This window comes from Micromonospora sp. NPDC057141 (assembly GCF_042670805.1).
In the GTDB taxonomy this organism is placed as follows: domain Bacteria; phylum Actinomycetota; class Actinomycetes; order Mycobacteriales; family Micromonosporaceae; genus Micromonospora.
This window is the reverse complement of record NZ_JBHUVA010000011.1, coordinates 28,686-55,113: the sequence shown is the minus strand read 5'-3', so window position 1 is coordinate 55,113 and position 26,428 is coordinate 28,686. Positions and strand designations below refer to the sequence as shown.

The following is a 26,428-nucleotide window of genomic DNA, read 5'->3' as shown; positions in this document are numbered from 1 at the left end:
CGCAACATATGCCCATTCTCAAATCCCTCGATCGGTTGTAACGTCTCCCGCACGTTCAAGCCACGGCGCGACACACCCCCTGCCGCGCCGCCAGAAAGAGGTGGGCCCATGGGACTCCGTCCCAACCTGCTGACCCGGCGTACTGCCGGCGTCGCGTCGACGACCCTCGCGCTGCTGCTCAGCACCGCCGCCGTGGGTGTCGTCCCGGCCGCTTCGGCCTTCTCCGCCGCCCCGACGGAGGCGTGCGTCGAGCCGGCCGACGTCCACTCGGACGCCCGGGTGAAGGCCGGCGCGCAGGCCAAGCACGAGCCGAACGAACTGACCGCCAAGGAGACCCGCGAGCGGGAGGCCGACCTCGCCGCCGCCCTGCGCGAACGGGCCAACTTCCGGGTCGGGGCTGGCGCCGCCGCGCTCGCCACCGTGACCGTGCCGGTCATCGTGCACGTCATCCAGGAGGACGGCACCCGCGCTGGCGGCAACATCCCGGACTCGATGATCAACTCGCAGATCAGCGTGCTGAACCAGGCCTACAGCGGCGCCACCGGCGGCGCGGCCACCGCCTTCAGCTTCCAGCTCCAGAAGATCAACCGGGTCACCAACCCGGCGTGGTACCCGATCGTGTCGGGCTCCTCGGCCGAGCGTTCGATGAAGACCTCGCTGCGCGAGGGCGGCAAGAACACGCTGAACATCTACCTCGGCGAGTTGAGCGACGACCTGCTCGGCTGGGCCACCTTCCCGAAGCGCCGGCTGGACAGCATGGACGGCGTCGTCGTGCTGAGCGAGTCGCTGCCGGGCGGCACCGCCACCAACTACAACCAGGGCGACACCGGCACCCACGAGATCGGCCACTGGCTGAACCTCTACCACACCTTCCAGGGCGGCTGCCGCGGCTCCGGCGACGGCGTGAGCGACACGCCGGCGGAGGCCGAGGCGGCCTTCCAGTGCCCGACCGGGCGGGACACCTGCACCGCGACCGGCCTCGACCCGATCACCAACTTCATGGACTACACGTACGACTCGTGCATGTACCAGTTCACCGCCGGCCAGGCGGATCGGATGCTGACCGCGTGGAACGCGTACCGCGCGGCCTGACGTACCGCTGTCGCTGATCATCCCGGTGCCGGCTCCGTCTCCCGACGGGGCCGGCACCGGCGTCTGTGGGGGTCAGGCCGCCGCACGATGGGCGCCGCGCCCGCCGAGGGCCGACCGCCGATCTGGTACGCCCACAGCGCCGCCGCCCGAGGCGGTGCTCGCGGCGTCGGGCGCGGTGCTCGCGGCACCGGCCGCCCCAGGGTCGAGCCAGACCTGCACGGCCGGCCGGTCGGTCGCCTCTCCGGGGCGGACGGTGCCGGCGTCACCACGCCGGGCCAGCATCGCCACGTCGACGGTGAACTCGAAGAGCCGCCAGTCGACCTGCGGCGCGGCCCGCCCGATCTCGGCGAGCCGGGCCACCCGGGCCTGGTCGGTCACGGGCCTGGCGTGCCCGGCCACGTATGCCTCGTCGTCGCTGTCCTCCGGCGGGAAGGAATGCAGCGCGTAACGGCCGTCGCGTTCGAGGTCGCGCCGCTTCGGCGAGTCGACGACGAAGCAGAAGAGCCCCTCGTCGGTGATCACCGGGGAGACCGGGTGCACCCGGGGCCCACCGTCGGCGCGGACGGTGGCCAGGTAGCCGAAGCCCGGCCCGTACTGCTGCATGAGGTGACGGATCCCGTCGGCGAGTCGTGGCTCGTCAGCGGCGAATTCGGACCAGGAAGCCATGCCAGCATCCTATCGAACACCTGTACGACACGCGAAGCGCGACGCGCTGGCCGGGGCGTACCGATCGCCGGCTCGCCGACCAGCCTCGCTATGGTGTTGCGATGCTGCTCTCCGACCGCGACCTCGTCGCCGAGCTGAAGGCCGGCACACTCGCGCTGGAGCCGTTCGAGCCGACCCTGGTGCAGCCGTCGAGCATCGACGTACGCCTCGACCAGCTCTTCCGGGTCTTCAACAACCACCTCTACACGCACATCGACCCGTCGATGCAGCAGGACGACCTGACCTCCATGATCGAGGTGCCCGACGGCGAGCCGTTCGTGCTGCACCCGGGTGAGTTCGTGCTCGCCTCCACGCTGGAGGTGATCTCCCTCGGCGACCAGCTCGCGGGCCGGCTGGAGGGCAAGAGCTCGCTGGGCCGGCTGGGGCTGCTCACCCACTCCACGGCCGGCTTCATCGACCCGGGCTTCTCGGGGCACGTCACGCTGGAGCTGTCCAACGTGGCGAACCTGCCGATCACGCTCTGGCCGGGCATGAAGATCGGCCAGCTGTGCATCTTCCGGCTGTCGTCACCGGCCGAGCACCCGTACGGTTCGGCGGTCTACGGCTCGCGCTACCAGGGCCAGCGCGGCCCGACCCCGAGCCGCTCCTGGCAGAGCTGGCGCACCTGGCCGACCCGCTGACGCAGCCCTGCCTGCCCTACGCGACGTCGCCGTCGACCCCTCCGGGTGTGAGAAGGGGCCCCTTCTCGACCGTATGCGTTAAGAAGGGGCCCTTCCTTGCACCTCAGGCGGGGCGGCCGAAGCTGTGGATCGGGCCGTCGTCGAGGCGCTTCATCTTCACCGGGACACCGGCCCGGGAGGCGTGCACCACCCAGCCCCCGCCCACGTACATGCCGACGTGGTGCAGGTCGGCATAGTAGAAGACCAGATCGCCGGGGCGCAGGTCGGCGCGGCTGACCTTGGCGGTCACCGACCGCTGCCGGGCTGCGTTGTGCGGCAGCGAGACCCCGGCCTTCGCCCAGGCGGCCAGCATCAGCCCCGAGCAGTCGTACGAGTTCGGGCCCTCGGCGCCCCAGACGTAGGGCTTGCCGATCTGGGCGCAGGCGAACTTCACCGCCGTCCCCGCGCCGCCGCCCGGATAGCTCGCCGGGCAGGGGGCGGGCCGCAGCGGGCCGCCGCCGCCGTTGCCGTACACCTTCAGCCGCAGCTTCTGCAGGCGGTCGATCTCGGTGTTGATCTGCTTCTTCCTAGCGGCGAGCTGGGCCTCGGTGCGGGCGAGCTGGGTGACCATCTCGTCGAGGGGCTGCTTCTTCGCGGCCAGCTCGTCGCGGAGGTCGACGACCGCCTGGACATCGTGCTGCTGGCGCTGGGCGAACCGGTCGAGCAGTTCCAGCTGCCCCATCATCTGGCTGGGCGTGCGGCTGCCCAGCAGGGCGTTGACCACCGAGAGGTTGTCGCCCTTGTACGCCTCGGCGGCGAGGCCGCCGACCTTCTCCAGCGCCTCGTCCACCTGGCGCTGGAGCGGCCCGATCCGCGCGGCGAGCGCGTCGGCCTGCTTACGCTTGGCGGCCAGGTCCTGGCGGGTGGCGTTGTGCCGCTCGATGAGCGGTTCGAGCTTGTTCCAGTCCTCGTCGATCTGCCGCTCGATCTCGGCGACCGAGGGGTCGGCGTGGGCCACGGTCGGTGCGCCGGTCAGGACGACGGCGACGCCGACCAGGGCGGCGAGGGCGGTGGTGCAGCGTGACCAGCGGGTGCGCGGCGCGGCCGGCAGGCGGTCGGCGTCGGCCGACCGGCGTGACGGGCGCCGCGGGGCATGGTGTGCCACCGGGCTCCGTTCTCCTTCTTCCGTTACCGCCTACCGGGTTAGCTGACGGGTTCGGGCGGGAAGGGAGAGCGCCCTACCGCAGCACCGCTGCGGATTCACCCCGGCGTACCTGGGTCCCCGGCTCGCCCGGAGGCGACTCGGCGGTGTCGCACCGTCACCGCCCGGCTGGGCGGTGCAGCTACCGGCCGACAATTGGCCAGAGTAGAGACGATCGTCGTCGATCCGCAACCCACCGGGCCGTGACGCACCGTACAGACCCGTCGCCGGCTTCGATGTCCACCGCACGCCGAGAGCCCCCGGTCGGAGGACCGAGGGCTCTCGGGTGGTGCTGCGGGCGCGGCCTTCGCGGGGGCCGCGCCGGGCGATCAGGTGATTCGGCGGAAGCCGGCGATCGGCATGGTGTTGATGCTGCTCACGTTGACCGGCTTGCCGGCGCGGGGCGCGTGCACCATCATGCCGTTGCCGAGGTAGAGGCCGACGTGATGCACGTCCGCGAAGAAGAACACCAGGTCACCGGGGCGAGCCTCGGAACGCGACACCAGAGTGCCCTTCTTCCACTGGTCGCCGGTGAAGTGGGCCAGGTAGATTCCAGCCGCCTTGTAGGCGTACTGGGTCAGGCCGGAGCAGTCGAACGTGTCCGGCCCTGCGGTGTTGAAGACGTACGGGTCGCCGACCTGCGCACAGGCGGTCTTGATGGCGGTGCGGGCATCCGAATTGATCACGCCGGTGATGGTCGGGCACCCCTGGACGGACACCACCGTCTTCGGCATCGACGCCTGGAGCCGCTTGATCTCGGCGTTGATCTGCTTCTTCTTCTCCGCCAGCTCCTTGGTCTGCTTCTCCTGGGTGGCGATGAGCGTGTCGAGCTTCTGCTTCTCGGTGTCGTACTTCGCCCGGATGGCGAGCACGCCCTCGACCTGCTTGCGCTCCTGCGCGGCCAGCCGGTCCAGGATGGTCAGCTGCTCGGCGAGGGTGCCCGGCTTGGTGCTGACCAGCAGCGCGCCGATGTCCTGCGACGGGCCGGAGATGTAGTAGCGGGAGGCGAGATCGCCGACGCGGTTCATGGCCAGCTCGGTTTCGAGCGCCAGCGGCTGGATCTTCTTCTCCAGCGCCTTCGCCTTCTCCCGGTTCGCCTTCAGCTGCACAGACACCTTGTTGTACTGCTCGATGGTGGGTTCGAGCTGCTCCCACTGCTTGTCGATCTGCGCCTCGATCTCGTCGACCGAGGGCTCGGCGTACGCGGGCGCGGTCAGTGTCCCGGCGCCGACGGCGACCGCCGCGACCAGGGTGAGCAGGCGATGTGCGAACCGGCGGACACCACCCGGGCGAGCGGGCGATCGTCCCGGGGCACGACGATGGGGGGGCATGGTTGCCACCGGCACCGACTCCTTCGCAACCGACCGCCGGGCGCCTCGCGAGAGGGAAGATCGAGGCAGACGACCCACAGCGGTCAGCGCCTCACATTAGGGGAGTCCCGCGCGAGGAATCAAGGCGGGTCGGCACACCGTGACGCCCCGCAAACCGTTCACACACAACGGGTGTGCGCCACCTGAGGGTGTGGTGGCGGGCGGTCAGCCGACGATGGCCGTCAACACGTCGTCGAGGGTCACCACCCCGAGCGGGCGGCGGCCGTCGCTCACCAGCACCATGTGCCGCCGCTCGCGGCGCATCGACAACAGCAGGTCGGCCAGCGTACGGTCCGGCGGCACCACGGCCAGCGGGTGGTAGACCCCGGCCGGCACCGGGGCGCGGCGCTCCGCCCCCGCGTACCCGAGGACGTCCTTGACGTGCACGAAGCCCAGCACCCGGCGGGTGGCGCGCTGCACCACCGGGAAGCGGGACCGGCCGGTGCGGGTCGCCAGCACCTCCAGCGAGGCCGGCGAGACGTCCTCGGCCACCGTGGTCACCGTCGACCACGGTTGCAGGGCGTCCGCCGCCGTGCGGGTGTGCAGCGCGAGCGCCCCGGTGATCCGGGCGTGCTCCTCGGCGTCGAGCAGCCCCTCCGTGCGGGCCTGCGACACCAGACCGGCCAGTTCCTCGGCGGTGAACACCGTCTTGACCGCGTCCGTCGCCTCGACCCGCCAGATCCGCAGCACCTGCCGCGACGCCCATTTCATGGCCAGCAGCAGCGGCTTGGTCGCCGTGCAGAACGCCAGCATCGCCGGCCCCAGCCAGAGCGCCGACGGCTCCGGACCGGCGAGGGTGATGTTCTTCGGCACCATCTCGCCGACCACGGTGTGCAGGAAGACCACCACGCCGAGGGCGATCAGGAACGCCACCGGGTGCACGGCACCGTCGGGCAGGCCCAGCGCGTGGAACGGCGGCTCCATCAGGTGGGCCAGCGCCGGTTCGGCGATCGCGCCGAGGCCCAGCGAGCAGACGGTGATGCCGAGCTGCGCCCCGGCGATCATCAGCGGGATCTGGTTCATCGCCGACAGCGCCCAGCGGGCCCGCTTCGAGCCGGCCGCCAGCGGCTCCATCACCGTGTGCCGGGAGGCGATCAGCGCGAACTCGCTGCCGACGAAGAACGCGTTGCCGAGCAGCAGCAGCACGGTGACCAGGAGTTCAGGCATCGTCCCCGGGCTCCTCCGGGCGCAGCACCCGCACCTGCTCGATCCGGTGCCGCTCCACCTCGACCACGGTGAACTCGTACCCGCCTTCCTCGACCGTCTCGCCGGCCACCGGGATGTGCCCGAGCCGGGCCATCAGGAAGCCGCCGAGCGTCTCGTACGGGCCCTCTGGCAGCCGGAAGCCGGTCTGCTCGATCAGCTCGTCCTCGCGGAGCACCCCGTCGACCAGGACGGTCCGCTCGCCGCCCGGCACGGTCAGCTCGACCGGGCCGCCGTCGTCGACCGCGTCCGGGTCGAACTCGTCGGCGATCTCCCCGACCAGCTCCTCCACCAGGTCCTCAACGGTCACCACGCCGTCGGTGCCGCCGTACTCGTCGACCACGATGGCCAGATCCGCGCCGGCCGCCTTGAGCGCGGCCAGGACGCCGTCGAGGTCCAGGCTCTCCGGCACGTACACGGGTTCCCGGGCGACCGACGCGACGGTGGTCCTGGCCCGGTTCGCCAGCGGCACGCCCAGCGCGTCCGGCACCGCCGCGACGCCGGTGACCAGGTCGAGGGTCTCCTCGTAGACCGGGAACCGGGTCCGGCCGGTGTGCTGGGCGAGGGTCAACAGCTCCGCGACGCTGGCCGTGGCACGCAGCGCGATCACGTCCACCCGGGGGGTCATCGCCTCGGCCGCCCGCTTGTCGCCGAAGCGGATGGTGCGCCGCAGCAGCATCGCGGTTTCCGGCGGGAGCGCCCCGGCCCGGGCCGAGATCGCGGCCAGCAGCCCCAGTTCCTCGGGGGAACGGGCGCTGGCCAGTTCCTCCTGCGGCTCCACCCCGAGCCGGCGGACCAGCGTGTTCGCCGAGTTGTTCAGCCCCCGGATCAGCCACCCGAACGCCCGGGAGAAGCCGCGCATGCCCCGGGCGGTGGCCAGCGCGGTGGGCATCGGCCGGGCCAGCGCCAGGTTCTTCGGCACCAGCTCGCCGAAGAGCATCGACAGCAGGGTCGCCAGGGCCAAGGCGAGGAACGGGGTGAACCGGTCGGCCGCCGGCCCCAGCGGGTGCAGGGCCGGGGCGAACAGGCGGGCCAGCGCCGGCTCGGCCAGATAGCCGGTGAGCAGGGCGGTGATGGTGATGCCGAGCTGGGCACCGGAGAGCTGGAAGGACAGCTCGTGCAGGGCGCGGCGGACCGTTCGGGCCGCGCCGTCACCGGCGGCGGCGCGTCGGTCGATCTCCGGCCGGTCCACCGTGACCAGGGCGAACTCGGCCGCCACGAAGAACGCGTTGCCTGCGGTCAGCAGCACGAAGCCGACCAGTGGCAACACCGTGGCAACCAGAAGACTGTCGATGATCGGTTCACCTCGGCAGGATTGTTCCACGACGGGCCGGGCCGCACATCACTACGCGCGGCACCGGCTCCGTCGGGTCAGCTGCCGGCGGCGGCGGTCTCCTTCTCGCCGGCGGCGTCGGCCGGCTTGACGGAGCGCAGCAGTACGCTGGCGACGTCGACCACCTCGACCTGCTCGCCGGCGCCCTTGCCGTTGACCCCGTCGTTGAGCATCGTCGAGCAGAACGGGCAGCCGACCGCGATGGTCCTCGCCCCGGTGGACATGGCCTCCTCGACCCGGTCCACGTTGATCCGCTTGCCGATCTTCTCCTCCATCCACATCCGGGCACCGCCGGCACCGCAGCAGAAGGAGCGCTCGCTGTTGCGCGGCATCTCGACGATCTCGCCCTTGATGGAATCGCCGAGCACCTCGCGCGGGGCGGCGAAGACCCGGTTGTGCCGGCCCAGGTAGCAGGGGTCGTGGTAGGTGACGCCGCCGTCGACCGGCTGCACCGGGGTGAGCTTGCCGGTGCTGACCAGGTGGGCCAGGAGCTGGGTGTGGTGCACCACCTCGAACTCGCCGCCGAGCTGCCCGTACTCGTTGCCGAGGGTGTTGAAGCAGTGCGGGCAGGTGGCGACGATCTTTCGGGTGCTCTTCTCCCGACCCTCGAACGCCTCGTTCAGGGTCTCCACGTTCTGCTGGGCGAGCATCTGGAAGACGAACTCGTTGCCGATCCGGCGGGCCGGGTCACCGGTGCAGGTTTCGCCCTCGCCGAGGATGGCGAACTTCACGCCGGCCTCGTTGAGCAGCGTGGCGACCGCCCGGGTGGTCTTCTTGGCCCGGTCCTCGAACGCGCCGGCGCAGCCGACCCAGAACAGGTATTCGAAGTCCTCGACCTCGCCGACGCGCGGCACCTCGAAGCCGAGCCCCTTGGTCCAGTCCTCGCGGGTGTTCTGCGGGGCGCCCCAGGGGTTTCCCTTGTTCTCCAGGTTGCGCAGCATGACGCCGGCCTCGGACGGGAAGCTCGACTCGATCAGCACCTGGTAGCGGCGCATGTCGACGATGTGGTCGATGTGCTCGATGTCGACGGGGCACTGCTCGACGCAGGCACCGCAGGTGGTGCAGGACCAGAGCACGTCCGGGTCGATGACGCCGCCGTCCTCGGCGCCGCCGATCAGCGGCTTCTCGGCCTCGGCGAGCGCCAGCACGTCCACGTGGGCGAGCTGGGCGGCGGTCGCCTTCTCCTCGCCGGTCAGGTCCTTGCCGCCGCCGGCCAGCAGGTAAGGCGCCTTGGCGTACGCGTGGTCGCGCAGGCTGAGCACGAGCAGCTTCGGCGACAGCGGCTTGCCGGTGTTCCAGGCCGGGCACTGCGACTGGCACCGCCCGCACTCGGTGCAGGTGCTGAAGTCGAGCAGGCCCTTCCAGGTGAACTGCTCGACCTGGGCGACGCCGAACTGGTCTTTCTCCGGGTCGGCCTCCTCGAAGTCGAGCGGCTTGCCCTGGCTCATCATCGGCCGCAGCGCGCCGAGGCCGGAGCCGGCCCGCCCCGGGTCGCGCTTGAAGAAGATGTTGAAGAAGGCGAGGAACCGGTGCCAGGCGACGCCCATGGTCACGTTGAGCGCGATGACGATCAGCCAGGTCATCGAGATGGCGATCTTGATAAGGGCGGCGATGCTGACGCCGGCCGACCAGTCGGGCAGCAGCGCGCCGACGGCGTGGCTGACCGGGGTGGCCCACAGCGGGTACTCGAAGTGGTCCGTCGCGACCTTGAATCCCCGGATCACGAAGCCCATGATCAGCACGGCGAGGACCACGGCCTCGACGAAGTAGCCCTGCCACATGGTCGAGCCGGTGAACCGGGAACGCCCACCGGGCCGGGTGGGCCGGTTGCGGACCCGGATCGCGATCAGGACCAGAATGCCGACCACGCCGAGCACCGCGATCAGCTCGGTGACCAGGCCGTAGACCGCCAGGCCGCCGATCAGCGGCAGGCCGTCGGTCGGGGAGACGACCTCGAAGTATGCCTCCAGGACCAGCAGCGACAGCACGATGAAGCCGACCATGACGAACCAGTGCGCGGCGCCGACCACGCTCCAGCGGAGCATCCTGGTGTGGCCGGCGGTCTCGGCCAGCATCGTCTTCGTGCGGATGCCCCGGTCGGCGAACCGCTCCGGGGCGGGCTGACCCAGCCGGATGACTGCCACGATCTTCATGACCGCGCGCACCGCAAGCCACACCGCCACAGCGGTGATGGCGGCCGCGAGGATCGTGGTGACGATCTGGACGCTGCCCATCGAGTTGGCCTCCCGGTCTGCTGCCTGTCGAGCGGCTCGGCGGCCGGGACCGGGTCAGGGGCGCGACCGGCGCTGCGCCGTCGTCGCACCCCGACCGGACCGGTCGATGACCTCGCTCCGCTCGGTCATGCAGTGCAGCCTACGTGAAGGTTACCCAGCAGTAACGTGAGTCATCTCGCACCTGAGCCGCGCCGCCCTGCGGACACCATAGGGTGCCCGACGCCGAAACGCCGGGCAGGGGCGCGGCGGGTGACGTGGATCGTGCCGGGAGGGCGGGTCGGGCCCGCCCGGTCAACGCCAGCGGGAGAGCAGGACCAGGGAGGCGACCATCGCGCCGAAGCCCACCGCGAGGTTCCAGTAACCCCACGACATGACCGGGTACTCCTGCTCGGAGAGGTAGTAGACCACCAGCCAGCCGATGCCACCGACGATCAACGCGACCGCCGTGACCGGCAGCCAGACCGGGCTAGGCTTGCGCGTCGCCGCCGTCGCCGTCGGACGCACGTCCGTCGGCGGGGTGTACACCTTCTTCTTGCGGACCTGAGACTTGGGCACGACGCTCTCCAGAGGGGTGACGACCTCGTCCGGCCTGACAACCGGGCGCGGGGGCGACGGTCCATGGCCAATAATGTTCGACAGCTAGCGTAGTCCGGATGGCCCGTTCAAGCCATGAATGGGGTCAGGCCGATGCGCGGAGTGACCGAAAAAGGCGGGACTGTTCGGGTCGCCGCACCAGCCCGCGTCGTTGCGGGCTGACACGAGACGACGCGGAAGGAGCGCTCGGTGGAGTACACATCCGGCGCGGCCTCCTGGCAGAAGGTCCTCCGCCGGGCGGTCGCCGGCCTCCTGCCCCGGCGTCCCCGGCAGCGGCGTCCGGGCTGGTCGATCGGCGTACCGCTGATCGCCGCCGCGGCCGGGCTGTTGTTCACCACCACCGCGACGACCGCCGGCGGCACCGCGCTACGCGAGGACCGCCGGCCCCAGCTCACCCAGCTCATCGAGGACCGCCGAACGCAGGTCGCCGCGAGCGAGCGCCGGGCCGCCCAACTCCGGGCCGAGGTCGAGGACGAGACGGCGACCCTGGCCGATTCCGACGGCCCGATCAGGGAGCAGCGGGACCGCGCCGCCGCCAGCCGGCAGAACGCCGGGTTCACCGCGCTCACCGGAACGGGCGTCACGGTCGAGCTGAACGACGCCGTACGGCGGGCCGACCAGGAGCTGCCCGACGGCGCCACCAACGACGACCTGGTCGTCCACCAGCAGGACGTACAGGCCGTCGTGAACGCGCTCTGGGCCGGCGGCGCGGAGGCGATGTCAATCATGAACGTCCGCGTCCTCACCACCAGCGCGGTACGCTGCGTAGGTAACACCCTGCTGCTCCATGGGCGGGTGTACTCCCCTCCGTTCAAGATCGTTGCAATCGGCGACCCCGCTGCGCTCCGGCAGGCCCTCGCCGCGTCTGAGGGAGTGCAGATGTTCAAGGGCGCGGTCGACGACTTCCAGCTGGGCTACCGCGAGTCCGTGTCGACGGTCACGGTGCCGGCGTTCGAGGACTCGACAGCCCTGCGCTCGGCGACGGTGCCCCGGTGAGCCCGGCACCCGACGACAACCGGGACGGCCGGCACCAGGGACGGGACGAGCGGGGACGGGACGAGGAGGAGACCGCCTTCCTCCCCAGGCTCGACCGCGCCGGCCTGGCGACGTCGCCCCCGGCCCCGAACGCGCCCCCGGCTCCAGCCTCGCCCTCGGCCTCGAACTCGTCGGCGGCCCCGAACTCGTCGGCGGAGCGGCCCGGCCCGACCGGCCCCTGGCCCACCCCCGTGTTGACGCCGCGCCCCGCCGTACCCAGCGCCGAAGCTCCGGCGGCGGCCCGCACCGCCGGGCCGGCGGCCCACGCTCGGCGGGCCGCAGAGCTGGGACCGCCGCCGGCGTGGCCCGGAGCCGCCCCGGAGCCGCCCTCCCCGGGCCCACCCTGGCCCGCCCCCGAGTGGCCCGCCGGTGTACCGCAGCGGTCGACCCCAGGGCCGCAGTCCCCGGCCCACCCCCCGGTGGGTACGCGGGCGTCCCACTCCCGCGGGTCCGGCTTTCCAGGCACGGTGCCCCCCGACGCGGTCAACCGTCCCGCCGCAGACCGCCGCCCCGGCCCGGTGCCGCCCGACGCGATGAGCCGCCCCGGCCCGGTACCGCCCGCTCCGGTGTCCCCCGGCGCGTGGCGTCCGGGTCCGCCCGACGGTGGCCCGGGTCACCCCGCCGACCCGGCGGCCACCGCCTTCATCCCGGCGGTGTCGCCCCGGCCGCCGGCCCCCGACGCGACCGCGCTGATGGGCGCGGTGCCCCGTCTGCCGGACAACGGCGACGAGCCCGCCACCGACGCGGAGCCGGCCGAACCGCCCCGCCCGCGGCGCGGCGAGCGGGTGGTCCAGCTCCGGGCCGAGCAGACCGACGAAGGCTACAAGAGCGTCTACTCCGACCTGACCCGGCCGACGTTCTGGAGCCGGCTGCGCACCGGGGTCCGGGTCACCGGCGAGCTGCTGATCACCTTCGGCCTGGTGGTGCTCCTCTTCGCCGGCTACGAGGTGTGGGGCAAGTCGGCCATCGTCGACGCCCACCAGAACGACCTCAGCAACCAGCTCGCCCAGGCGTGGGGCCCCACCGGCGACCCGACCGTGGCACCCAGCGCCAGCGCGGCGGCGAAGCCGAAGCCGCCGGCGCACGGCAAGCCCCTCGCCGGGCTCTACATCCCGAAGCTCGACAAGAACTGGGTCGTGGTCGAGGGGGTCACCCAGCAGGACATCCGGTATGCCCCGGGCCACTACCCGGACAGCGCGATGCCCGGCCAGGTGGGCAACTTCTCCGTCGCCGGCCACCGCAACCGGGCGACCTTCTGGCGGCTGGACGAGCTGAACCCCGGCGACGCGCTCGTCGTCGAGGGCAAGACCGAGTGGTACGTCTACCAGGTCTACAAGTCACGGATCGTCAAGCCCAATCAGGTCGAGGTCGTCGCTCCGGTGCCGATGCAGCCGAGCGCGAAGCCGACGAAGAAGGTGCTCACGCTGACCACCTGCAACCCGAAGTTCGACAACTACCAGCGCCTGATCGTGCACGCCGAGCTGACCCGTACCCAGCCCAAGTCGGCGGGCCGGCCGGCGGAGTTGGAGGGCTGACGATGTACGCCTGGATCTGGCGCAGGCTGCCGCTGGGCCTGCCCGGCAAGCTGCTCGGCTCGCTGCTGCTCGCCACCGCCACGGTGGCCCTGCTCTGGTACGTGGTCTTCCCGTGGGCGGAGCCGCTGCTCCCCTTCGACGACGTGCAGGTCACCCAGGACTCCGGCGTGCCGGGCGGCGGCTCGGGCGTGGACGGTGACGCCCCGTCGGCCGGCGACGAGCACGACCTGCCGTACGACACCGAGCAGAACAACACCCCGCCCCCCTCTCCGAGCAGGTGACGATGCGCGTCCTGGTGATCGACAACTACGACTCGTTCGTCTTCAACCTGGTCCAATACCTCGGCCAGCTCGGGGTGGACTGCGAGGTCCGGCGCAACGACGAGATCGACGTCGAGGAGGTGGGCAGGGTCGGCGCGGCCGGCGTCCTGCTCTCCCCGGGACCGGGCAGCCCGGACCGGGCCGGCGTCTGCCTCGACGTCATCCGCCGGTACGCGGGCGAGCTGCCGATCTTCGGCGTCTGCCTGGGTCACCAGGCCATCGGTGAGGCGTTCGGCGCGACCGTGACCCGCGCCCCCGAGCTGCTGCACGGCAAGACCTCCGAGGTACGCCACCGCGACGTCGGAGTGCTCGCCGGCCTGCCGGACCCGTTCACCGCCACCCGCTACCACTCACTCGCCGTGCTGCCCGAGACGCTGCCCGAGGAGCTGGAGGTCACCGGCTGGACGGGTTCCGGGGTGGTCATGGCGATGCGGCACCGCACGCTGCCGATCGAGGGCGTCCAGTTCCACCCGGAGTCGGTGCTGACCGAGGGCGGTCACCTGATGCTGGCGAACTGGCTCGCCGCCTGCGGCCACCCGGAGGCGCTGGAGCGCGCCCCGGCGCTGGCCGCCGAGGTGGACGCGCGCCGCCGCTCGGCGTTCGCCGCCGCCTGACGGTCAGCCCCAGGGAGGATGGCCGGCCCTGATGGGGCCCGGCGTCAGTCCTGGTTGAGGCGGGCCAGCGGGGTCGGGAGCGGGAACCCGCCGCCGTTGCCGCCATCGATCGGCGGGGTCGGCGTAGGCGTGATCGGCGGGTTGCCCGTCGGCTCGGTCGGGTCCGGGGTCGGCTCGGGGACGTCCACCTCGATGGTGACCTGCTTGCCCCGCTCCAGCTGGGTGCCGCCCCGGGGGTTCTGGCCGGACACCTTGCCGGCCTGGTCGGCGGGCACCTCGTCGCCGTCGACGATCCGCACCTCGTAGCCGGCCTGCTGAAGCTCCCGCTTGGCGTCGTCGGCCGAGGAGCCGACGACGTTCGGCACCTGCCGGACGTTGCCCCGCGAGACCTCCACGGTCACCTTGCTGCCCTCGGCGACCTTGGTGCCGGACTTCGGATTGACGCTCGTGACGATCCCCTCCGGCGAGGAGCTGCTGACCTCCTTCTTGACCACCTCAAGCTTGAGGCCCTCAAGCTGCTGCTCGACGTTGTCGAACTGGGAGTTGACCAGCCCGTTGGGGATCGTGACCTCCGGCTTGCCGGAGCAGACCTGGATGGTGACGCCCCGGCCCTTCTCCAGCTGGGTGGTCGGCGGCGGCTGCTGCGCTGCGACGGTGTCCTTCTTGCAGGTGCTGTTGGCGATCGGGTCGCCGACGGCGGGGACCAGGCCGGCCTGTTCGAGCTGGGCCACCGCCGCCGCCTGCGTCTGGCCCGTCAGGTCGGGGACGGCGATCTTCTCGGCACCGCCCCGGCTCATCGCGTAGGCGGTGACGAGGGCGATGATCGCGAGCACGCCGAGCGCGGCGAAGGTGGCGATCACCCAGGAGGACGCCCTGCGCTGGCGCGGGTCGCCGACCCGGGCCGGCATCTGCTGCCGGGTGGCCGCGCCGCCGACGACCTGGGTCGGGTAGCCCGAACCGGCGGCCGACATCGGCGCGGTCTCGGCCTCGCGCATCACCGGGGTGGCGAGCACCGGCCGGCCGGCCGCCGCGCGGAGCAGGTCGGCCCGCATCTCGCCGGCGCTCTGGTAGCGGTTGAGGGGGTTCTTCGACAGCGCCTTGAGCACGATCGCGTCGACCGCGGGGTTGACGTCCGGGTTAATGTCGCTGGGCGTCGGCGGGGCCTCCCGCACGTGCTGGTACGCCACGCTGACCGGGCTGTCCCCGACGAACGGCGGGTGGCCGCAGAGCAGCTCGAACAGCACGCAGCCGCCCGCGTACACGTCGGAGCGGGCGTCGACCGCCTCGCCGCGCGCCTGCTCGGGCGAGAGGTATTGCGCCGTGCCGATGACCGCGCTGGTCTGGGTCATCGTGGTGGCGCCGGAGGCCAGCGCCCGGGCGATGCCGAAGTCCATCACCTTGACCTGGCCGGTCTGGGTGAGCATCACGTTGCCGGGCTTGATGTCCCGGTGGATGATCCCGTGCCGGTGGCTGAACTCCAGCGCGGCGCACATGTCGGCGCAGATCTCCAGCGCCCGGCGCGGCTGGAGCCGCCCCTCGACGCCGAGCACCTCCTTGAGGGTCCGCCCGTTGACGAACTCCATCACGATGAACGGCAGCGTCTCGCCGGTCGGCCCCGTCTCCTCGCCGGTGTCGTAGACCGCGACGATGGCCGGGTGGTTGAGCGACGCGGCGTTCTGCGCCTCCCGGCGGAACCGCATCTGGAAGGTGGCGTCGCGGGCCAGGTCGGCCCGGAGCATCTTGATCGCGACGTCCCGACCGAGCCGGAGGTCGCGGCCGCGGTGCACCTCGGCCATGCCGCCGTAGCCGAGCAGCTCGCCGACCTGGTACCTGCCACCGAGCAGGCGGGCCTGCGCTGTCATCGCGTCTGTCGTCCTTCGCTCGTCGTCGTCTCGCCGCCGCCCGGCAGGAGTCGTCGTTCCACCCGACGGTACGGCGTCCCGGACGGATCGTCGCGCCCGCCGGCCGGCAGCGCGCCGGACGCCACGGCCCGGGGGCCGAACTCGCCGGGGTCACCGGCTGCCGCGTTCTTCCGCAGGTTGTAGGAAATCACGCCGGAGCAGAGCAGGACCAGTGCGGCCACCAGGACGAACAGCCAAATCGCCCCTGACCTGGACCGCTGCGGCGGGGCCGGGAGCGGGCCGGGCTGGCGGGCGTACGCGAGGGGGTTGGCCTGGCGGACCGGGGCCGGCGGCGGCACGGTCGCCGCGCCGCGCGGGTAGGCCGGCGGGTTCACCATCGGCGGACGGGGCACGGCGGCCGGCGGGTGGGGCTGCTGGTGCGCCACCGGCGGGCGGGGCTGGTGGGTGACCGGGGGCCGGGGCGCGGCCACCGGGGGACGCGGCTGCGGCGGGGCCGACGTCGGGACCGGGCGCTGCTGCGGCGGGGCGGAGGTCGGCACCGGTCGCTGCGCCACCGCGGGCGGCCGGGGCTGCTGCCGGGACGCGGGCGGCACCTGGGCGCGCGCCTGCGGGCCGGCCGGGGACGCCGGTACGGCGGAGACCTGCCCGACGTGGCCGCCGCCACGGGACTGCTGCCCGAGCGCGAGCTTCGCCTGCCGGGCCACCCCGGCGAGGGCGGCGGCGCTGGGCCAGCGGGCGGCCGGGTCCTTCGCCATGGCCCGCTCGACGATGGCCCGGACCGGGGGCGGGATGTCCGCCGGCAGCGGCCGGGGGGTGTCCCGGACGTGCTTCATGGCGATCTCCAGCGGGTTGTCGCCCTCGAACGGCCGCCGGCCGGCCAGGCACTGGTAGGCGACCACGCCGAGGGCGTAGACGTCGGAGGCGGGCGTGGCCACCGCGCCGGTGGCCTGCTCGGGGGAGATGTAGGAGGCGGTGCCGAGCACCGAACCGGCGGCGGTGAGCTGGGCGACCAGCTCCGACCGGGCGATGCCGAAGTCGGTCAACACGAGGGTGCCGTTGGGCCGGACCAGCAGGTTGCCGGGCTTCACGTCGCGGTGCACGATGCCCTTGCAGTGCGCCGCGTGCAGCGCGTCGGCGGCCTGGGCGAGCAGGGCCATGGTGCGGGCCGGGGTGAGCCGGCCGACCCGGCCGAGCGTCGAGGAGAGCGCGTCGCCCTCGACGTATTCCATGACCAGGAAGGCGATCTGCTGGTCGTTGCCGAAGTCGTAGACGTCGACCACGCCGGGGTGGTTGATGGTGGCCATGGTGCGGGCCTCGCCGCGGAAACGCTCGGCGAAGTCGGGGTCGTCCAGCAGCGCCGGGAGCAGGCTCTTCACGGCGACCGTGCGACCCAGCACCTGGTCGGTGCCGCGCCACACGTCGCCCATGCCGCCGCTGGCGATCCGCTCGTCGAGGCGGTAGCGGTTGCCGAGCTGGACGCCGGGGCTGAGCATGTCAGCGCCCCCCGGAGTCGGCGGCCGCCGCCTGCATGATCTTGCCGGCGATCCGGGCCGCCTCGCCGCTGCCGCCGCTGCCCGCCTCCTCCAACACCACGCAGACCGCAGAGACCGGGGTGCCCTTCGAGTCCAGGGCGAAGCCGATGAACCAGCCGTGGTCGGGGGTCTGCGGGCCCGACTGGGCCGTGCCGGTCTTGCCACCGACGGTGTAGCCGCTGAACTTCGCGTTGCCGCCGGTGCCGTTCTCCACCACGCTGACCATCATGTCGCGCAGGTCCGACGCGACCTGCCCGCTGACCGGCTGACGCAGCTCACGCGGCTTGGCCGTGTAGTAGCTGGTGGTGCGGTCCGGTGCGAGGAGCTGCCGCACCAGGTAGGGCCGCATCTGGCTGCCGCCGTTGGCCACCGCCCCGGCGATCAGCGCACCCTGCAACGGGGTCATCTTGACATCCCGCTGGCCGATGGACGACTGGGCCAGCGCGGCCGGGTCGGTGCTGCCGTCGGGGCCCTGCATGGCACCGGTGCGGCTGGCCGCCACCGGCAGCCCGCCCTCGCCGAGCTGGCCGACGGTGAGGTCGTCCTGCTCGAAGCCGAACTGCCGGGCCTTCTCCTTCACCGTGTCCGCGCCGAGCTTCACGCCGAGCTGGGCGAAGCCCGTGTTGCAGGACTCGGTGACGGCGTCGAGGAGGGTGACCTCGGACTCGGGGCAGATCGACGGCACCGCGTTGCGGATCGGGGTGCCCGAGGTCGGCGGGGTGTAGCTGGGGCCGGCCGGGATCTGGGTGTTCTTGCCGATGCCGTTCTCCAGCGCGGCGGCGGCCACCACGATCTTGAAGGTGGAGCCCGGGGGCAGCACCTCCGACAGCGCCCGGTTCTTCAGCGGGCCGCCCTCGGCGCTCTCCAGCTTGTTGTACGCCGCCGTCGCCTCGTCGGTGTCGTGGCTGGCCAGCGGGTTCGGGTCGAAGCTGGGCATGGAGACCAGCGCCTGCACTGCGCCCGTACGCGGGTCGAACGCGATCGCCGCGCCCTTCTTCGCCCCGACCTGGTTGTCGGACAGCCCGTTGTACGCGGCGTCCTGGGCCCGCTTGGAGAGGGTCAGCAGCACGTTGCCGCCGCCGGTCTCGTCGCCGGTGAACATGTCCTTGATCCGGTTGGCGATCAGCGCGTCACTGGTGCCGGCGAGGAAGTCGTTCTCGACCCGTTCGATGCCGGTGTCGCCGAGATTGACCGGCTTGTAGCCGAGCACGTGCGCGTACTTCTCACCGCCGGGGTAGGTGCGCAGGAACTTCAGCTTGCCGCCGGTCTCCTTGCTGGTGGCGAGCGCCGTGCCGCCGGCCTCGATGTTGCCGCGCTTGCGCTCGTACTCGGCCACCTGGACCCGGCCGTTGTAGTCGCTGTTGCGGTATTCGTCGGCCTTGTAGGCCTGGATCCAGTTCAGGTTCGCGAAGAGCAGACCGAACAGGACCATCGCGACGACGCCGACGCGGCGCAGGGGTGCGTTCACGGCCGGATCACCTCCGTGGGGGCACCGTGCAACTGCTCGGGTGGGCCGCCCCCCGGTCGGGCCGCCGTCCCGCCGCCGCTGGTCACCGGGCGGCGGGCCGCGTCGGAGACCCGCAGCAGCACCGCGATGAGCAGCCAGTTTGCCATCAGCGACGAGCCGCCGGCGGAGAGGAACGGGGTGGTCTGGCCGGTCAGCGGGATGAGCTTGCTGATCCCGCCGACGATCACGAAGACCTGGAGGCCGAGGGTGAAGGCGAGGCCGCCGGCGAGCAGCTTGCCGAACGAGTCCCGCACGGCGAGCGCGGCCCGCAGCCCCCGCTCCACGACGAGCAGGTAGACCACCAGCAGCGCGGAGAGGCCGAACAGGCCGATCTCCTCGCCGATGCCGGCGAAGATGAAGTCGTTCTGCACCTCGGGGATCTCCAGCGGCTCCCCGCCGCCCGGCCCCGCGCCGAACAGGCCGCCGCTGCCCAGCGCCAGCAGGCCCTGGACGAGCTGGTAGCCGTCCTGGTAGGGGTCGGCGAACGGGTCCAGCCAGATCTGGGCCCGCAGGTGGAAGTTGGCGAACGGCCCGCCGAAGGCGTCGCCCAGCACGTACGCGAGGTATGCGCCGCCGAAGAACAGGATCAGGCCGATGAGCAGCCAGCTCACCCGCTCGGTGGCGATGTAGAGCGTCACCACGAACATGCCGAAGTAGAGCAGCGAGGTGCCCAGGTCCTTCTCGAAGACGAGGACCAGCACGCTGAGCACCCAGACCGCGAGCACCGGGCCCAGGTCCCGCCCGCGCGGGAAGTCGATGCCGAGGAACCGGTGGCTGGCCAGCGACAGCACCTCGCGCTTGCGCACCAGGTAGTAGGCGAAGAAGACCAGCAGCGCCAGCTTCGCGAACTCACCGGGCTGGATGCTGAACCCACCGACGCGGATCCACAGCTTCGCGCCGTAGATCTCCGAGTATTTCGCCGGCAGCACCGCCGGGATCATCACCAGCACGATGCCGGCGAGGCCCAGGGTGTACGCGTACCGGGAGATCGACCGGTGGTCGCGCATCAGCGCCAGCAGGCCGGCGGCGAGGACCACCGACGCCAGCGTCCAGGCGAACTGCCGGCCGCCGTTGCCGGCGAAGATCGCCAGCGACTCCCGGTCGGCGGGGGCCGCCCGGGCCAGGTCGAGCCGGCGCAGGAAGCCCACCCCGATGCCGTTGAGCAGGGCCACCGCCGGCAGCAGCGCCGGGTCGGCGAAGGGGGCCAGGAACCGGATGACGACGTGCAGGGCGAGGAAGACGCCCGCCAGCACGGCGGTGGGGACCCAGAAGTCCGGGGTGACCGTGTCGAGCACGGTCGCCTCCACCGTCGCGCCGTACGCGGCGACGATCACCAGGGCCAGCAGCAGCAACGACAGCTCGGCGTTGCGCCGCGACCGGGCCAGGCGTACGCCGGGCTGCTCGCCCGTCATGGCGGGCGAGGCGGCCGGTGCGGCGGCTGCGGTCACGGAGGTGTCCTCGGGTTTCTCAGCCGACGCTCACTCCGGCGACCGGCAACCGGCCGGGTCGGCCGGCGGAACCGTGTCGGAGGGCAGCGCGTCGGGCGTCTCGGTGGGCACGGGGGTCGGGGTGGCGACGGGCCGTGGGCTGCCGGACGCCGTGCGGGTCGCGCCCGGGGTGACCGGGGACCTCGTGGGCGCCGGCGTCACCGTCTCGGGCGCCGGCGTCGCGGTCGGCTGGCAGATCGGCTTGAGGTTCGGGTTCAGCGGGTCGTCGCTGGTCAGCTCGGCCAGCCGGCGCTCGGCGTCGGACTCGTCCCGGGCCGGGATGCCCTGCTTGACCTGCTCCTGCGCGGCGAGGGTGAGGTCGTCGAGCCGGGCGGGGCTGGTGGAGTGCACGGCGGAGAGGTCGAGGCCGGCGATCTGCCCCTGCACGCCCCGGAACACGGCGACCCGGCCGTCCTCGGTGGCACCGACGTAGTACTGCCGCTGCGTGTACGTCCAGCCGCCGAGGAGCGCGCCGCCGAGGATGACCAGCAGGGCGAGGGTCATCGCCACCGTGCGCAGCGGGCGGCGCTTCGGACGGTCGTCGTCGCCGTCGTCGGCCGGCTCCTCGGGGGCTGGCGGCCGGGGGGCGGAGAGCGCGGAGGCGCGCGCGGCGGGGGTGGAGACGTCGGCGGAGGTGGCCATGCCCCGGTCCCGGGCGGCGGCACCGCCCACGATCGGGCTCGCCTCGACGATGTCCTGGTCGGTGGCATCGGCGATGATCACCGTGATGTTGTCCGGGCCGCCGCCGCGCAGCGCGAGCTGGACGAGCCGCTCGACGCACCGCTGCGGGTCGGCGTATTCGCGCATGGTGTCGGCGATGGTCTCGGCGCTCACCACGCCGGAGAGGCCGTCGCTGCAGATCAGGTAGCGGTCGCCGGGGAGCACCTGCCGGACGCTGTATTCCGGGTCGATGTCGCGGCCGTCGAGCGCCCGGGTGAGCAGCGAGCGCTGGGGGTGGCTGCTCGCCTCCTCGGCGCTGATCCGGCCCTCGTCGACGAGCATCTGGACGTAGGTGTCGTCCTTGGTGATCTGCGCGAACTCGCCGTGGCGCAGGAGATAGGCCCGCGAGTCGCCGATGTGGACCATCCCGAGCTTGGTGCCGGAGAAGAGGGTCGCGGTCAGCGTGGTGCCCATCCCCTCCAGCTGCGGGTTGGCGTCCACGGTGTCGCGGAGCTGCTGGTTGGCGGTGCCCACGGCCGAACGCAGCGCGTCGACGAGCGCGTCCCCGGGGACGTCCTCGTCGAGCGGCGCCATGGCACCGATGACGATGTTGCTGGCGACGTCACCGGCGGCCATGCCGCCCATGCCGTCGGCGACGGCGAGAAGCCGCGGCCCGGCGTAGACGGAATCCTGGTTACCGTCTCGGATCAGACCGCGGTCGCTGTGGGCCGCATAGCGCAGGGTCAGAGTCATGGCCGTAATTCGAGAGAGGTGCGCCCGATGCGGATCGGCACGCCGAGGGGGACGGGGGTTGGTCCGGTGACCTTAGCGCGATCCAGGTAGGTGCCGTTAGTCGATCCGAGGTCCTCGACGAACCACTGCCCGTCGCGGGGCACGAGCCGGGCGTGTCGCGCCGAGGCGTAGTCGTCGGTGATGACGAGGGTCGAATCCTCGGCCCGACCGATGGTGATCTGCGCCTCGCCCAGGGTGATCCGGGTGCCGGCGAGCTGACCGGCGGTCACCACCAGCTGGTGCGCGGCCCTGCCCCGCTTCACCTTGGCCGGTTTGGCCTGCGGCTGGCCGGTCGAGGCACCCACGGCCCGGGGCGCGGCCACCAGCCGGCCCGACCGGGCACCGGCGAACAGGTCCCGGCGGATGACGCCGACCACCGTGAACACGAAGATCCACAGCAGGATCAGGAACCCGAACCGGGCGACGGTGATGACGAGTTCCGGCAAGGCGGATCAGCCGTCCACGCGGAAGGTCAGGGTGGTGGTGCCGAGCTGGATCATGTCACCGGGGTTGAGCGCGACGGCGGAGACGCGCTGGCCGTTGACCATCGTGCCGTTGGTGGAGCCGAGGTCGGTCAGCACGACCTGGCCGCCGTCGAAGTCCAGCCGGGCGTGTCGCCGGGAGATGCCGACGTCGGGCAGGCGCAGGTTGGCCTGGTCGCCCCGGCCGATCACCGTCGAGCCCATCTGGAGCGGGTAGGTGCGGCCGTCCCCGGAGACCAGCCGGACGTTGCGCCCCCCGCCGTGCCCCGGCGGCGGGCCGTAGCCGCCACCCTGGTCGTACGCCGGGTAGGCGGGGCCGGCGTCGTAGCCGCCCTGGTCGTAGCCCGGCGCCGAGACCGGTGCCACGTCGCCGCCGGTGTAGACCTCGGCGGTGACCCGGAACATGCCGGTGTCGAGGCCCTCGCCGCGCTCGATCTCGACGATCACGTCGCCGTAGACCGTCCAGGCCTGCTCGCCGATGAACTCCGCCTGCGACTGAGCCAGCTCCTGCGCCAGCGCAGCGGCGTACGGCGCCAGGCGGTTGTGGTCGTAGGGCGAGAGATCGATCACGTAGCGGTTGGGCACCAACGTGCGCCCGCCGGCCAGGATCGCCTTGTGCGCCTCGGCCTCCCGCTGCATGGCGTTGAGGATCTCCACGGGGTGGACCACCCCTTTGAAGACCTTGGCGAAGGCTCCCTCCACCAGGCCTTCCAGACGCTTCTCGAAGCGTTGCAACACGCTCACCGGCTCCTCCTCGGGTCCCGAGGACATGATGGTATCCGGCCGGCGCGCGCGCAGCTCACACGCCGCTCGGCCGGCCGCCGCCGGCCCGCTCCGGCGGGCCCTTTGCCCCGTGCTACAGTTTCGTCCGCCACGAACGGTAACCGGTCGCGGCGCAGGCCAGGGACACCGTAGGATGTGCCGGGCCGCTGGGGACAGCGGATCCGGGGCAGGCTAGTGTGTTCCGGGTCAAGCCACGGGGAAGTGGCGGAATGGCAGACGCGCACGGTTCAGGTCCGTGTGCCCGAAAGGGCGTGGGGGTTCAACTCCCCCCTTCCCCACCAGAGCGAGGGCTCCGCAGCACGCGGGGCCCTTTCGCCGTTCCGTGGGGCCCGGCGCGCGTCCGGTGGGTGCCGGACGTCACGCTATGCTCCGATCGTTTCCCTGCCTCCGATGGACCAGGAGTGGCGTGTGAGTGTCGCGTTGGTGACCGGGTCGGGCGGCCTGATCGGTTCCGAGGCGGTCCGGCACTTCGCCGGCCTCGGCCTCGACGTCGTCGGCATCGACAACGACATGCGGCAGGAGTTCTTCGGCGCCGAGGCGTCGACCGCGTGGAACGTCCGGCGGCTGGCCGAGGAGCTGGGCGGGGCGTACTCGCACCACAGCATCGACATCCGAGACCGTGACTCGCTGGCGAAGCTCTTCGCCCGGTACGGCCGCGACATCGCCGTGGTGATCCACACCGCCGCGCAGCCGTCGCACGACTGGGCGGTGCGCGACCCGTTCACCGACTTCGACGTCAACGCCGGCGGCACCCTCAACGTGCTGCAGAACGTGCGCACGCACTGCCCCGAGGCGCCGGTGATCCACTGCTCGACCAACAAGGTGTACGGCGACCGCCCCAACAGCCTGCCCCTGGTCGAGCTGGAGACCCGCTGGGAGATCGAGTCGGGGCACCCGTACGCGCAGGGCATCCGCGAGGACATGTCGATCGACGCCTGCCTGCACTCGGTCTTCGGCGCGTCGAAGGTCGCCGCCGACGTGATGGTGCAGGAATACGGTCGCTACTTCGACATGCGCACCGCCTGCTTCCGGGGCGGCACGCTGACCGGCCCCGCGCACTCCGCGACCGAGCTGCACGGCTTCCTCGGGTACGTGATGCGCGCCAACATGGAGCGCCGGACGTACAAGATCTTCGGGTACCAGGGCAAGCAGGTCCGGGACGCGATCCACAGCTCGGACGTGGTGTCGGCGTTCGAGGCGTTCTTCCGCGACCCGCGCCTGGCGGCCGTCTACAACCTCGGCGGCGGCCGGCACTCCAACACCTCCAACCGGGAGGCGTTCGCCCTGGCCGAGCAGATCACCGGCCAGGAGATGATCACCGAGTACGTCGAGGCGAACCGGGTCGGCGACCACAAGTGGTGGATCGGCTCGAACGAGGCGTTCCAGGCCGACTACCCGGGCTGGAAGCAGGTCTACGACGTGCCGATGATCATGCGCGAGATCTACGAGGCCAACGTGGACAAGTGGGTGCCCGGGGCATGACCGACGACAGCAAGCGCAACGTTCTCGGTGTCCTCGTCGACGCCACCGACTACGCCACCGCGACCGAGCGGGTGGCGGCGGCGGCGCACGAGCGCCGGCCGCTGGCGCTCACCGCGCTCGCCGTGCACGGGGTGATGACCGGGGTGCTCGACCCGGCCCACAACGCCCGGCTCAACTCGTTCGACGTGGTCACCCCCGACGGCCAGCCGGTGCGCTGGGCGCTCAACCTGCTGCACCACGCCGGCCTGGCCGACCGGGTCTACGGCCCGCTGCTGACCCTGCACGTGCTGCGCCGGTTCGCCGAGGAGGGCCTGCCGGTCTACCTCTACGGCTCGACGGAGGAGACGCTGTCCCGGCTGATCCCCGCCCTGGAGCGGATGTTCCCGGCGCTGAAGATCGCCGGGGTGGAGCCGTCGAAGTTCCGCGCCGTGCAGCCCGGCGAGGACGCCGAGATCGCCGACCGGATCAGGTCCAGCGGGGCCCGGCTCGTCCTGGTCGGGCTCGGCTGCCCCCGCCAGGAGGTCTTCACGTACGCGATGCGCCCGCTGCTGGACATGCCGATGATGGCCGTCGGCGCGGCCTTCGACTACCACGCGGGGCTGCTGCGCAACCCGCCGCCGTGGATGCAGCGCGCCGGCCTGGAGTGGTTCTGGCGGCTCGGCCTGGAGCCGAAACGCCTCTGGCGGCGGTACGTCATCCTCAACCCGGCGTACCTGGCCCGGCTGGCGGCGCAGAAGACCGGCCTGTGGAAGGCCAAGCCGCCCACCCCGGCCACCGAGCGCCCCGCCACCTTCGCCGTCTAGGCCCCGCCACCACCCCTACGGGACAGGCCCCGGGGACGAACAGGGGGTCGGCCCGGATTCGGCGGGCGTCGAACTGGGCAAGGCTGAGGCCATGGACGGGCATTTCATCGTGCTGTTGCCGATCTCCGGCGTCTGGCTGGCTGCGGGGTTCCTCGCCGACCGGCTGCCCCGGCCGCACCGCGCCCGCGCGCTGCGGCGGCGTACCGGATGGTTGTTCGCCCTGACCCTGACCGGCCTCGGCCTGACGGCGGCCGTGCTCGCCGCCGGGCTGACCAGCGCCGGCACCGGGACGGTCGACCGGGCCGCCGCCGGGCTGGCCCTGGCGGCCACCCCCGCGCTGCTGGTGGCGGTCGTCACCGCCCGCCGCGTCCGCCGGCTGTGGGCCGGTGCCGGCGCCTTCGCCGCCGCGCCGGGGACCCCGGCCCCGCACGGGCTGCGGGCCGCCGCCGCGCATCCGCTGGTCGGCCTGCCGATCCAGGTCACCGGCCTGGCCACGGTGCCGGGCGTGCTGTCGGCCAGCGGCCTGGACCTCTTCGCGGGGCCCGGCACCACCGGTGCCGCCGTCACCGTCGCCGCGCTGGGCATCACCGCGATCGGGGTACGGCACGGGTTGCGGCACAGCCGGCTCGTCGAGCGGGCGGTGCCCCAGCGCACCGGGTCAGCGCGAGCGGCCAGCGCTGCCCTGCACGTATAGCAGCTCCAGGATCGCCCGGGTGGCCTCGAACCAGCGGTCCAGCCAGCCGGGCGGCGGCACGCTGCCCTTCGGGGGCAACTCCAGCAGCAGCCCACGCAACAGCGGGTGATCGACCAGGGAGTCGGTGGCCACCGAGGCGACCGGCCAACCCGACGGCGGGAACGACGGCTCGGTGAGCGGGTTCGGATCCAGCGACGGCAGCGACAGCGGCGGGCCGGCCTGGTCGAGGGCGGTCGAGCCGTCGTCCCGGGGGCCGATCTCGGTGTCGGTGGAGACCACCTCCGTCAGGACGGTGTCCCGGCGGGCCCCGCGGTATTTGCCGCCGAACCGCTCCGGCTTGCCCGGACCGTTGGTGAGGTTCTCTGAACCGATCGTCGTCATCGTCTCGCCTGCCTCGCTCGGGTGCCGATCCGGGTAGCCGTCGCCGATCCGGTTGCTTGTCCGGGTCGTCGACCAGCGCCGTCCCGACGGGTTCAACGACCCGGGAC

General features: G+C 72.3%; 24 protein-coding genes, 1 tRNA gene and 1 riboswitch. Of the genes, 10 read left to right on the top strand and 15 right to left on the bottom strand.

What is annotated here, in order from left to right:
- The first annotated feature begins 108 nt into the window (after positions 1-108).
- Positions 109-1,092: a zinc metalloprotease gene (locus ACFT41_RS09750; RefSeq protein WP_377584700.1), complete on the top strand. Its 984-nt coding sequence runs from the start codon at positions 109-111 to the stop codon at positions 1,090-1,092.
- Between the two features lie 72 nt (positions 1,093-1,164).
- Here ACFT41_RS09750 and ACFT41_RS09745 read toward each other — a convergent pair whose 3' ends face one another.
- Complete coding sequence (locus tag ACFT41_RS09745; protein ID WP_377584697.1) at positions 1,165-1,758, bottom strand: pyridoxamine 5'-phosphate oxidase family protein; 594 nt, start codon at positions 1,756-1,758, stop codon at positions 1,165-1,167.
- Positions 1,759-1,859: 101 nt separating this feature from the next.
- On the opposite strand from ACFT41_RS09745, the gene dcd reads away from it, so the two are divergent.
- A complete protein-coding gene (gene dcd, locus ACFT41_RS09740; RefSeq protein ID WP_377584694.1) occupies positions 1,860-2,438 on the top strand; it encodes a dCTP deaminase in 579 nt (192 codons plus the stop codon).
- A 103-nt stretch (positions 2,439-2,541) separates the two neighbouring features.
- On the opposite strand, the gene ACFT41_RS09735 is transcribed toward dcd, so the two are convergent.
- The 6 genes from ACFT41_RS09735 to ACFT41_RS09710 form a co-directional block, all read right to left on the bottom strand.
- Positions 2,542-3,582 (bottom strand): NlpC/P60 family protein, encoded by a 1,041-nt coding sequence (locus ACFT41_RS09735; protein WP_377584691.1) that lies wholly within the window; start codon positions 3,580-3,582, stop codon positions 2,542-2,544.
- A 12-nt stretch (positions 3,583-3,594) separates the two neighbouring features.
- Positions 3,595-3,735: riboswitch (cyclic di-AMP (ydaO/yuaA leader) on the bottom strand.
- Between the two features lie 212 nt (positions 3,736-3,947).
- Positions 3,948-4,964, bottom strand: a complete 1,017-nt coding sequence (locus ACFT41_RS09730; RefSeq protein ID WP_377584688.1) for an NlpC/P60 family protein — start codon at positions 4,962-4,964, stop codon at positions 3,948-3,950.
- Positions 4,965-5,153: 189 nt separating this feature from the next.
- Complete coding sequence (locus ACFT41_RS09725; protein WP_377584685.1) at positions 5,154-6,155, bottom strand: hemolysin family protein; 1,002 nt, start codon at positions 6,153-6,155, stop codon at positions 5,154-5,156.
- Complete coding sequence (locus ACFT41_RS09720) at positions 6,148-7,458, bottom strand: hemolysin family protein (protein WP_377584758.1); 1,311 nt, start codon at positions 7,456-7,458, stop codon at positions 6,148-6,150. Before ACFT41_RS09720 ends, ACFT41_RS09725 begins: the two co-directional genes overlap by 8 nt.
- Positions 7,459-7,562: 104 nt before the next feature.
- Positions 7,563-9,758, bottom strand: coding sequence for a (Fe-S)-binding protein (locus ACFT41_RS09715; protein WP_377584682.1), 2,196 nt, complete (start codon positions 9,756-9,758; stop codon positions 7,563-7,565).
- 291 nt (positions 9,759-10,049) lie between these two features.
- Positions 10,050-10,313: a cell division protein CrgA gene (locus ACFT41_RS09710; protein WP_377584679.1), complete on the bottom strand. Its 264-nt coding sequence runs from the start codon at positions 10,311-10,313 to the stop codon at positions 10,050-10,052.
- 228 nt (positions 10,314-10,541) lie between these two features.
- Here ACFT41_RS09710 and ACFT41_RS09705 point away from each other — a divergent pair, with 228 nt between their 5' ends.
- The 4 genes from ACFT41_RS09705 to ACFT41_RS09690 all read left to right on the top strand — a co-directional run bounded on the left by ACFT41_RS09705 (position 10,542) and on the right by ACFT41_RS09690 (position 13,856).
- On the top strand, positions 10,542-11,348 hold the full coding sequence (locus ACFT41_RS09705; protein WP_377584677.1) for a DUF881 domain-containing protein: 807 nt from the start codon (positions 10,542-10,544) through the stop codon (positions 11,346-11,348).
- Positions 11,349-11,452: 104 nt separating this feature from the next.
- Positions 11,453-12,922, top strand: coding sequence for a class E sortase (locus ACFT41_RS09700; protein ID WP_377584755.1), 1,470 nt, complete (start codon positions 11,453-11,455; stop codon positions 12,920-12,922).
- A gap of 2 nt (positions 12,923-12,924) precedes the next feature.
- Entirely contained in the window at positions 12,925-13,203 is a 279-nt protein-coding gene (locus ACFT41_RS09695) for a hypothetical protein (protein WP_377584674.1), read from the top strand.
- Positions 13,204-13,205: 2 nt separating this feature from the next.
- Positions 13,206-13,856, top strand: a complete 651-nt coding sequence (locus tag ACFT41_RS09690) for an aminodeoxychorismate/anthranilate synthase component II (protein WP_377584672.1) — start codon at positions 13,206-13,208, stop codon at positions 13,854-13,856.
- 44 nt (positions 13,857-13,900) lie between these two features.
- Here ACFT41_RS09690 and pknB read toward each other — a convergent pair whose 3' ends face one another.
- The 7 genes from pknB to ACFT41_RS09655 all read right to left on the bottom strand — a co-directional run bounded on the left by pknB (position 13,901) and on the right by ACFT41_RS09655 (position 22,949).
- Positions 13,901-15,718 (bottom strand): Stk1 family PASTA domain-containing Ser/Thr kinase, encoded by a 1,818-nt coding sequence (gene pknB, locus ACFT41_RS09685; protein ID WP_377584669.1) that lies wholly within the window; start codon positions 15,716-15,718, stop codon positions 13,901-13,903.
- Positions 15,715-17,211: a protein kinase gene (locus ACFT41_RS09680; RefSeq protein WP_377584666.1), complete on the bottom strand. Its 1,497-nt coding sequence runs from the start codon at positions 17,209-17,211 to the stop codon at positions 15,715-15,717. The genes pknB and ACFT41_RS09680 overlap by 4 nt, the downstream gene beginning before the upstream one ends.
- 1 nt (position 17,212) lies before the next feature.
- Positions 17,213-18,718: a peptidoglycan D,D-transpeptidase FtsI family protein gene (locus ACFT41_RS09675; protein ID WP_377584664.1), complete on the bottom strand. Its 1,506-nt coding sequence runs from the start codon at positions 18,716-18,718 to the stop codon at positions 17,213-17,215.
- Entirely contained in the window at positions 18,715-20,169 is a 1,455-nt protein-coding gene (locus ACFT41_RS09670; RefSeq protein ID WP_377584753.1) for an FtsW/RodA/SpoVE family cell cycle protein, read from the bottom strand. Before ACFT41_RS09670 ends, ACFT41_RS09675 begins: the two co-directional genes overlap by 4 nt.
- Positions 20,170-20,235: 66 nt before the next feature.
- Positions 20,236-21,657: a PP2C family protein-serine/threonine phosphatase gene (locus ACFT41_RS09665; protein WP_377584662.1), complete on the bottom strand. Its 1,422-nt coding sequence runs from the start codon at positions 21,655-21,657 to the stop codon at positions 20,236-20,238.
- Positions 21,654-22,142 (bottom strand): FHA domain-containing protein, encoded by a 489-nt coding sequence (locus tag ACFT41_RS09660; RefSeq protein ID WP_007073875.1) that lies wholly within the window; start codon positions 22,140-22,142, stop codon positions 21,654-21,656. The genes ACFT41_RS09665 and ACFT41_RS09660 overlap by 4 nt, the downstream gene beginning before the upstream one ends.
- A 6-nt stretch (positions 22,143-22,148) precedes the next feature.
- Entirely contained in the window at positions 22,149-22,949 is an 801-nt protein-coding gene (locus tag ACFT41_RS09655; protein WP_043961072.1) for a DUF3662 and FHA domain-containing protein, read from the bottom strand.
- Between the two features lie 207 nt (positions 22,950-23,156).
- Here ACFT41_RS09655 and ACFT41_RS09650 point away from each other — a divergent pair.
- From ACFT41_RS09650 to ACFT41_RS09635, 4 genes are all read left to right on the top strand, one after another.
- A tRNA-Leu gene (locus ACFT41_RS09650) sits at positions 23,157-23,242 on the top strand.
- A 127-nt stretch (positions 23,243-23,369) separates the two neighbouring features.
- Positions 23,370-24,443 (top strand): NAD-dependent epimerase/dehydratase family protein, encoded by a 1,074-nt coding sequence (locus tag ACFT41_RS09645; RefSeq protein WP_377584660.1) that lies wholly within the window; start codon positions 23,370-23,372, stop codon positions 24,441-24,443.
- Entirely contained in the window at positions 24,440-25,246 is an 807-nt protein-coding gene (locus ACFT41_RS09640) for a WecB/TagA/CpsF family glycosyltransferase (protein WP_377584658.1), read from the top strand. The genes ACFT41_RS09645 and ACFT41_RS09640 overlap by 4 nt, the downstream gene beginning before the upstream one ends.
- 91 nt (positions 25,247-25,337) lie before the next feature.
- On the top strand, positions 25,338-25,940 hold the full coding sequence (locus tag ACFT41_RS09635) for a hypothetical protein (RefSeq protein ID WP_377584656.1): 603 nt from the start codon (positions 25,338-25,340) through the stop codon (positions 25,938-25,940).
- Here ACFT41_RS09635 and ACFT41_RS09630 read toward each other — a convergent pair.
- Complete coding sequence (locus ACFT41_RS09630; RefSeq protein WP_377584654.1) at positions 25,905-26,321, bottom strand: hypothetical protein; 417 nt, start codon at positions 26,319-26,321, stop codon at positions 25,905-25,907. The genes ACFT41_RS09635 and ACFT41_RS09630 overlap by 36 nt on opposite strands.
- Between the last annotated feature and the right edge of the window lie 107 nt (positions 26,322-26,428).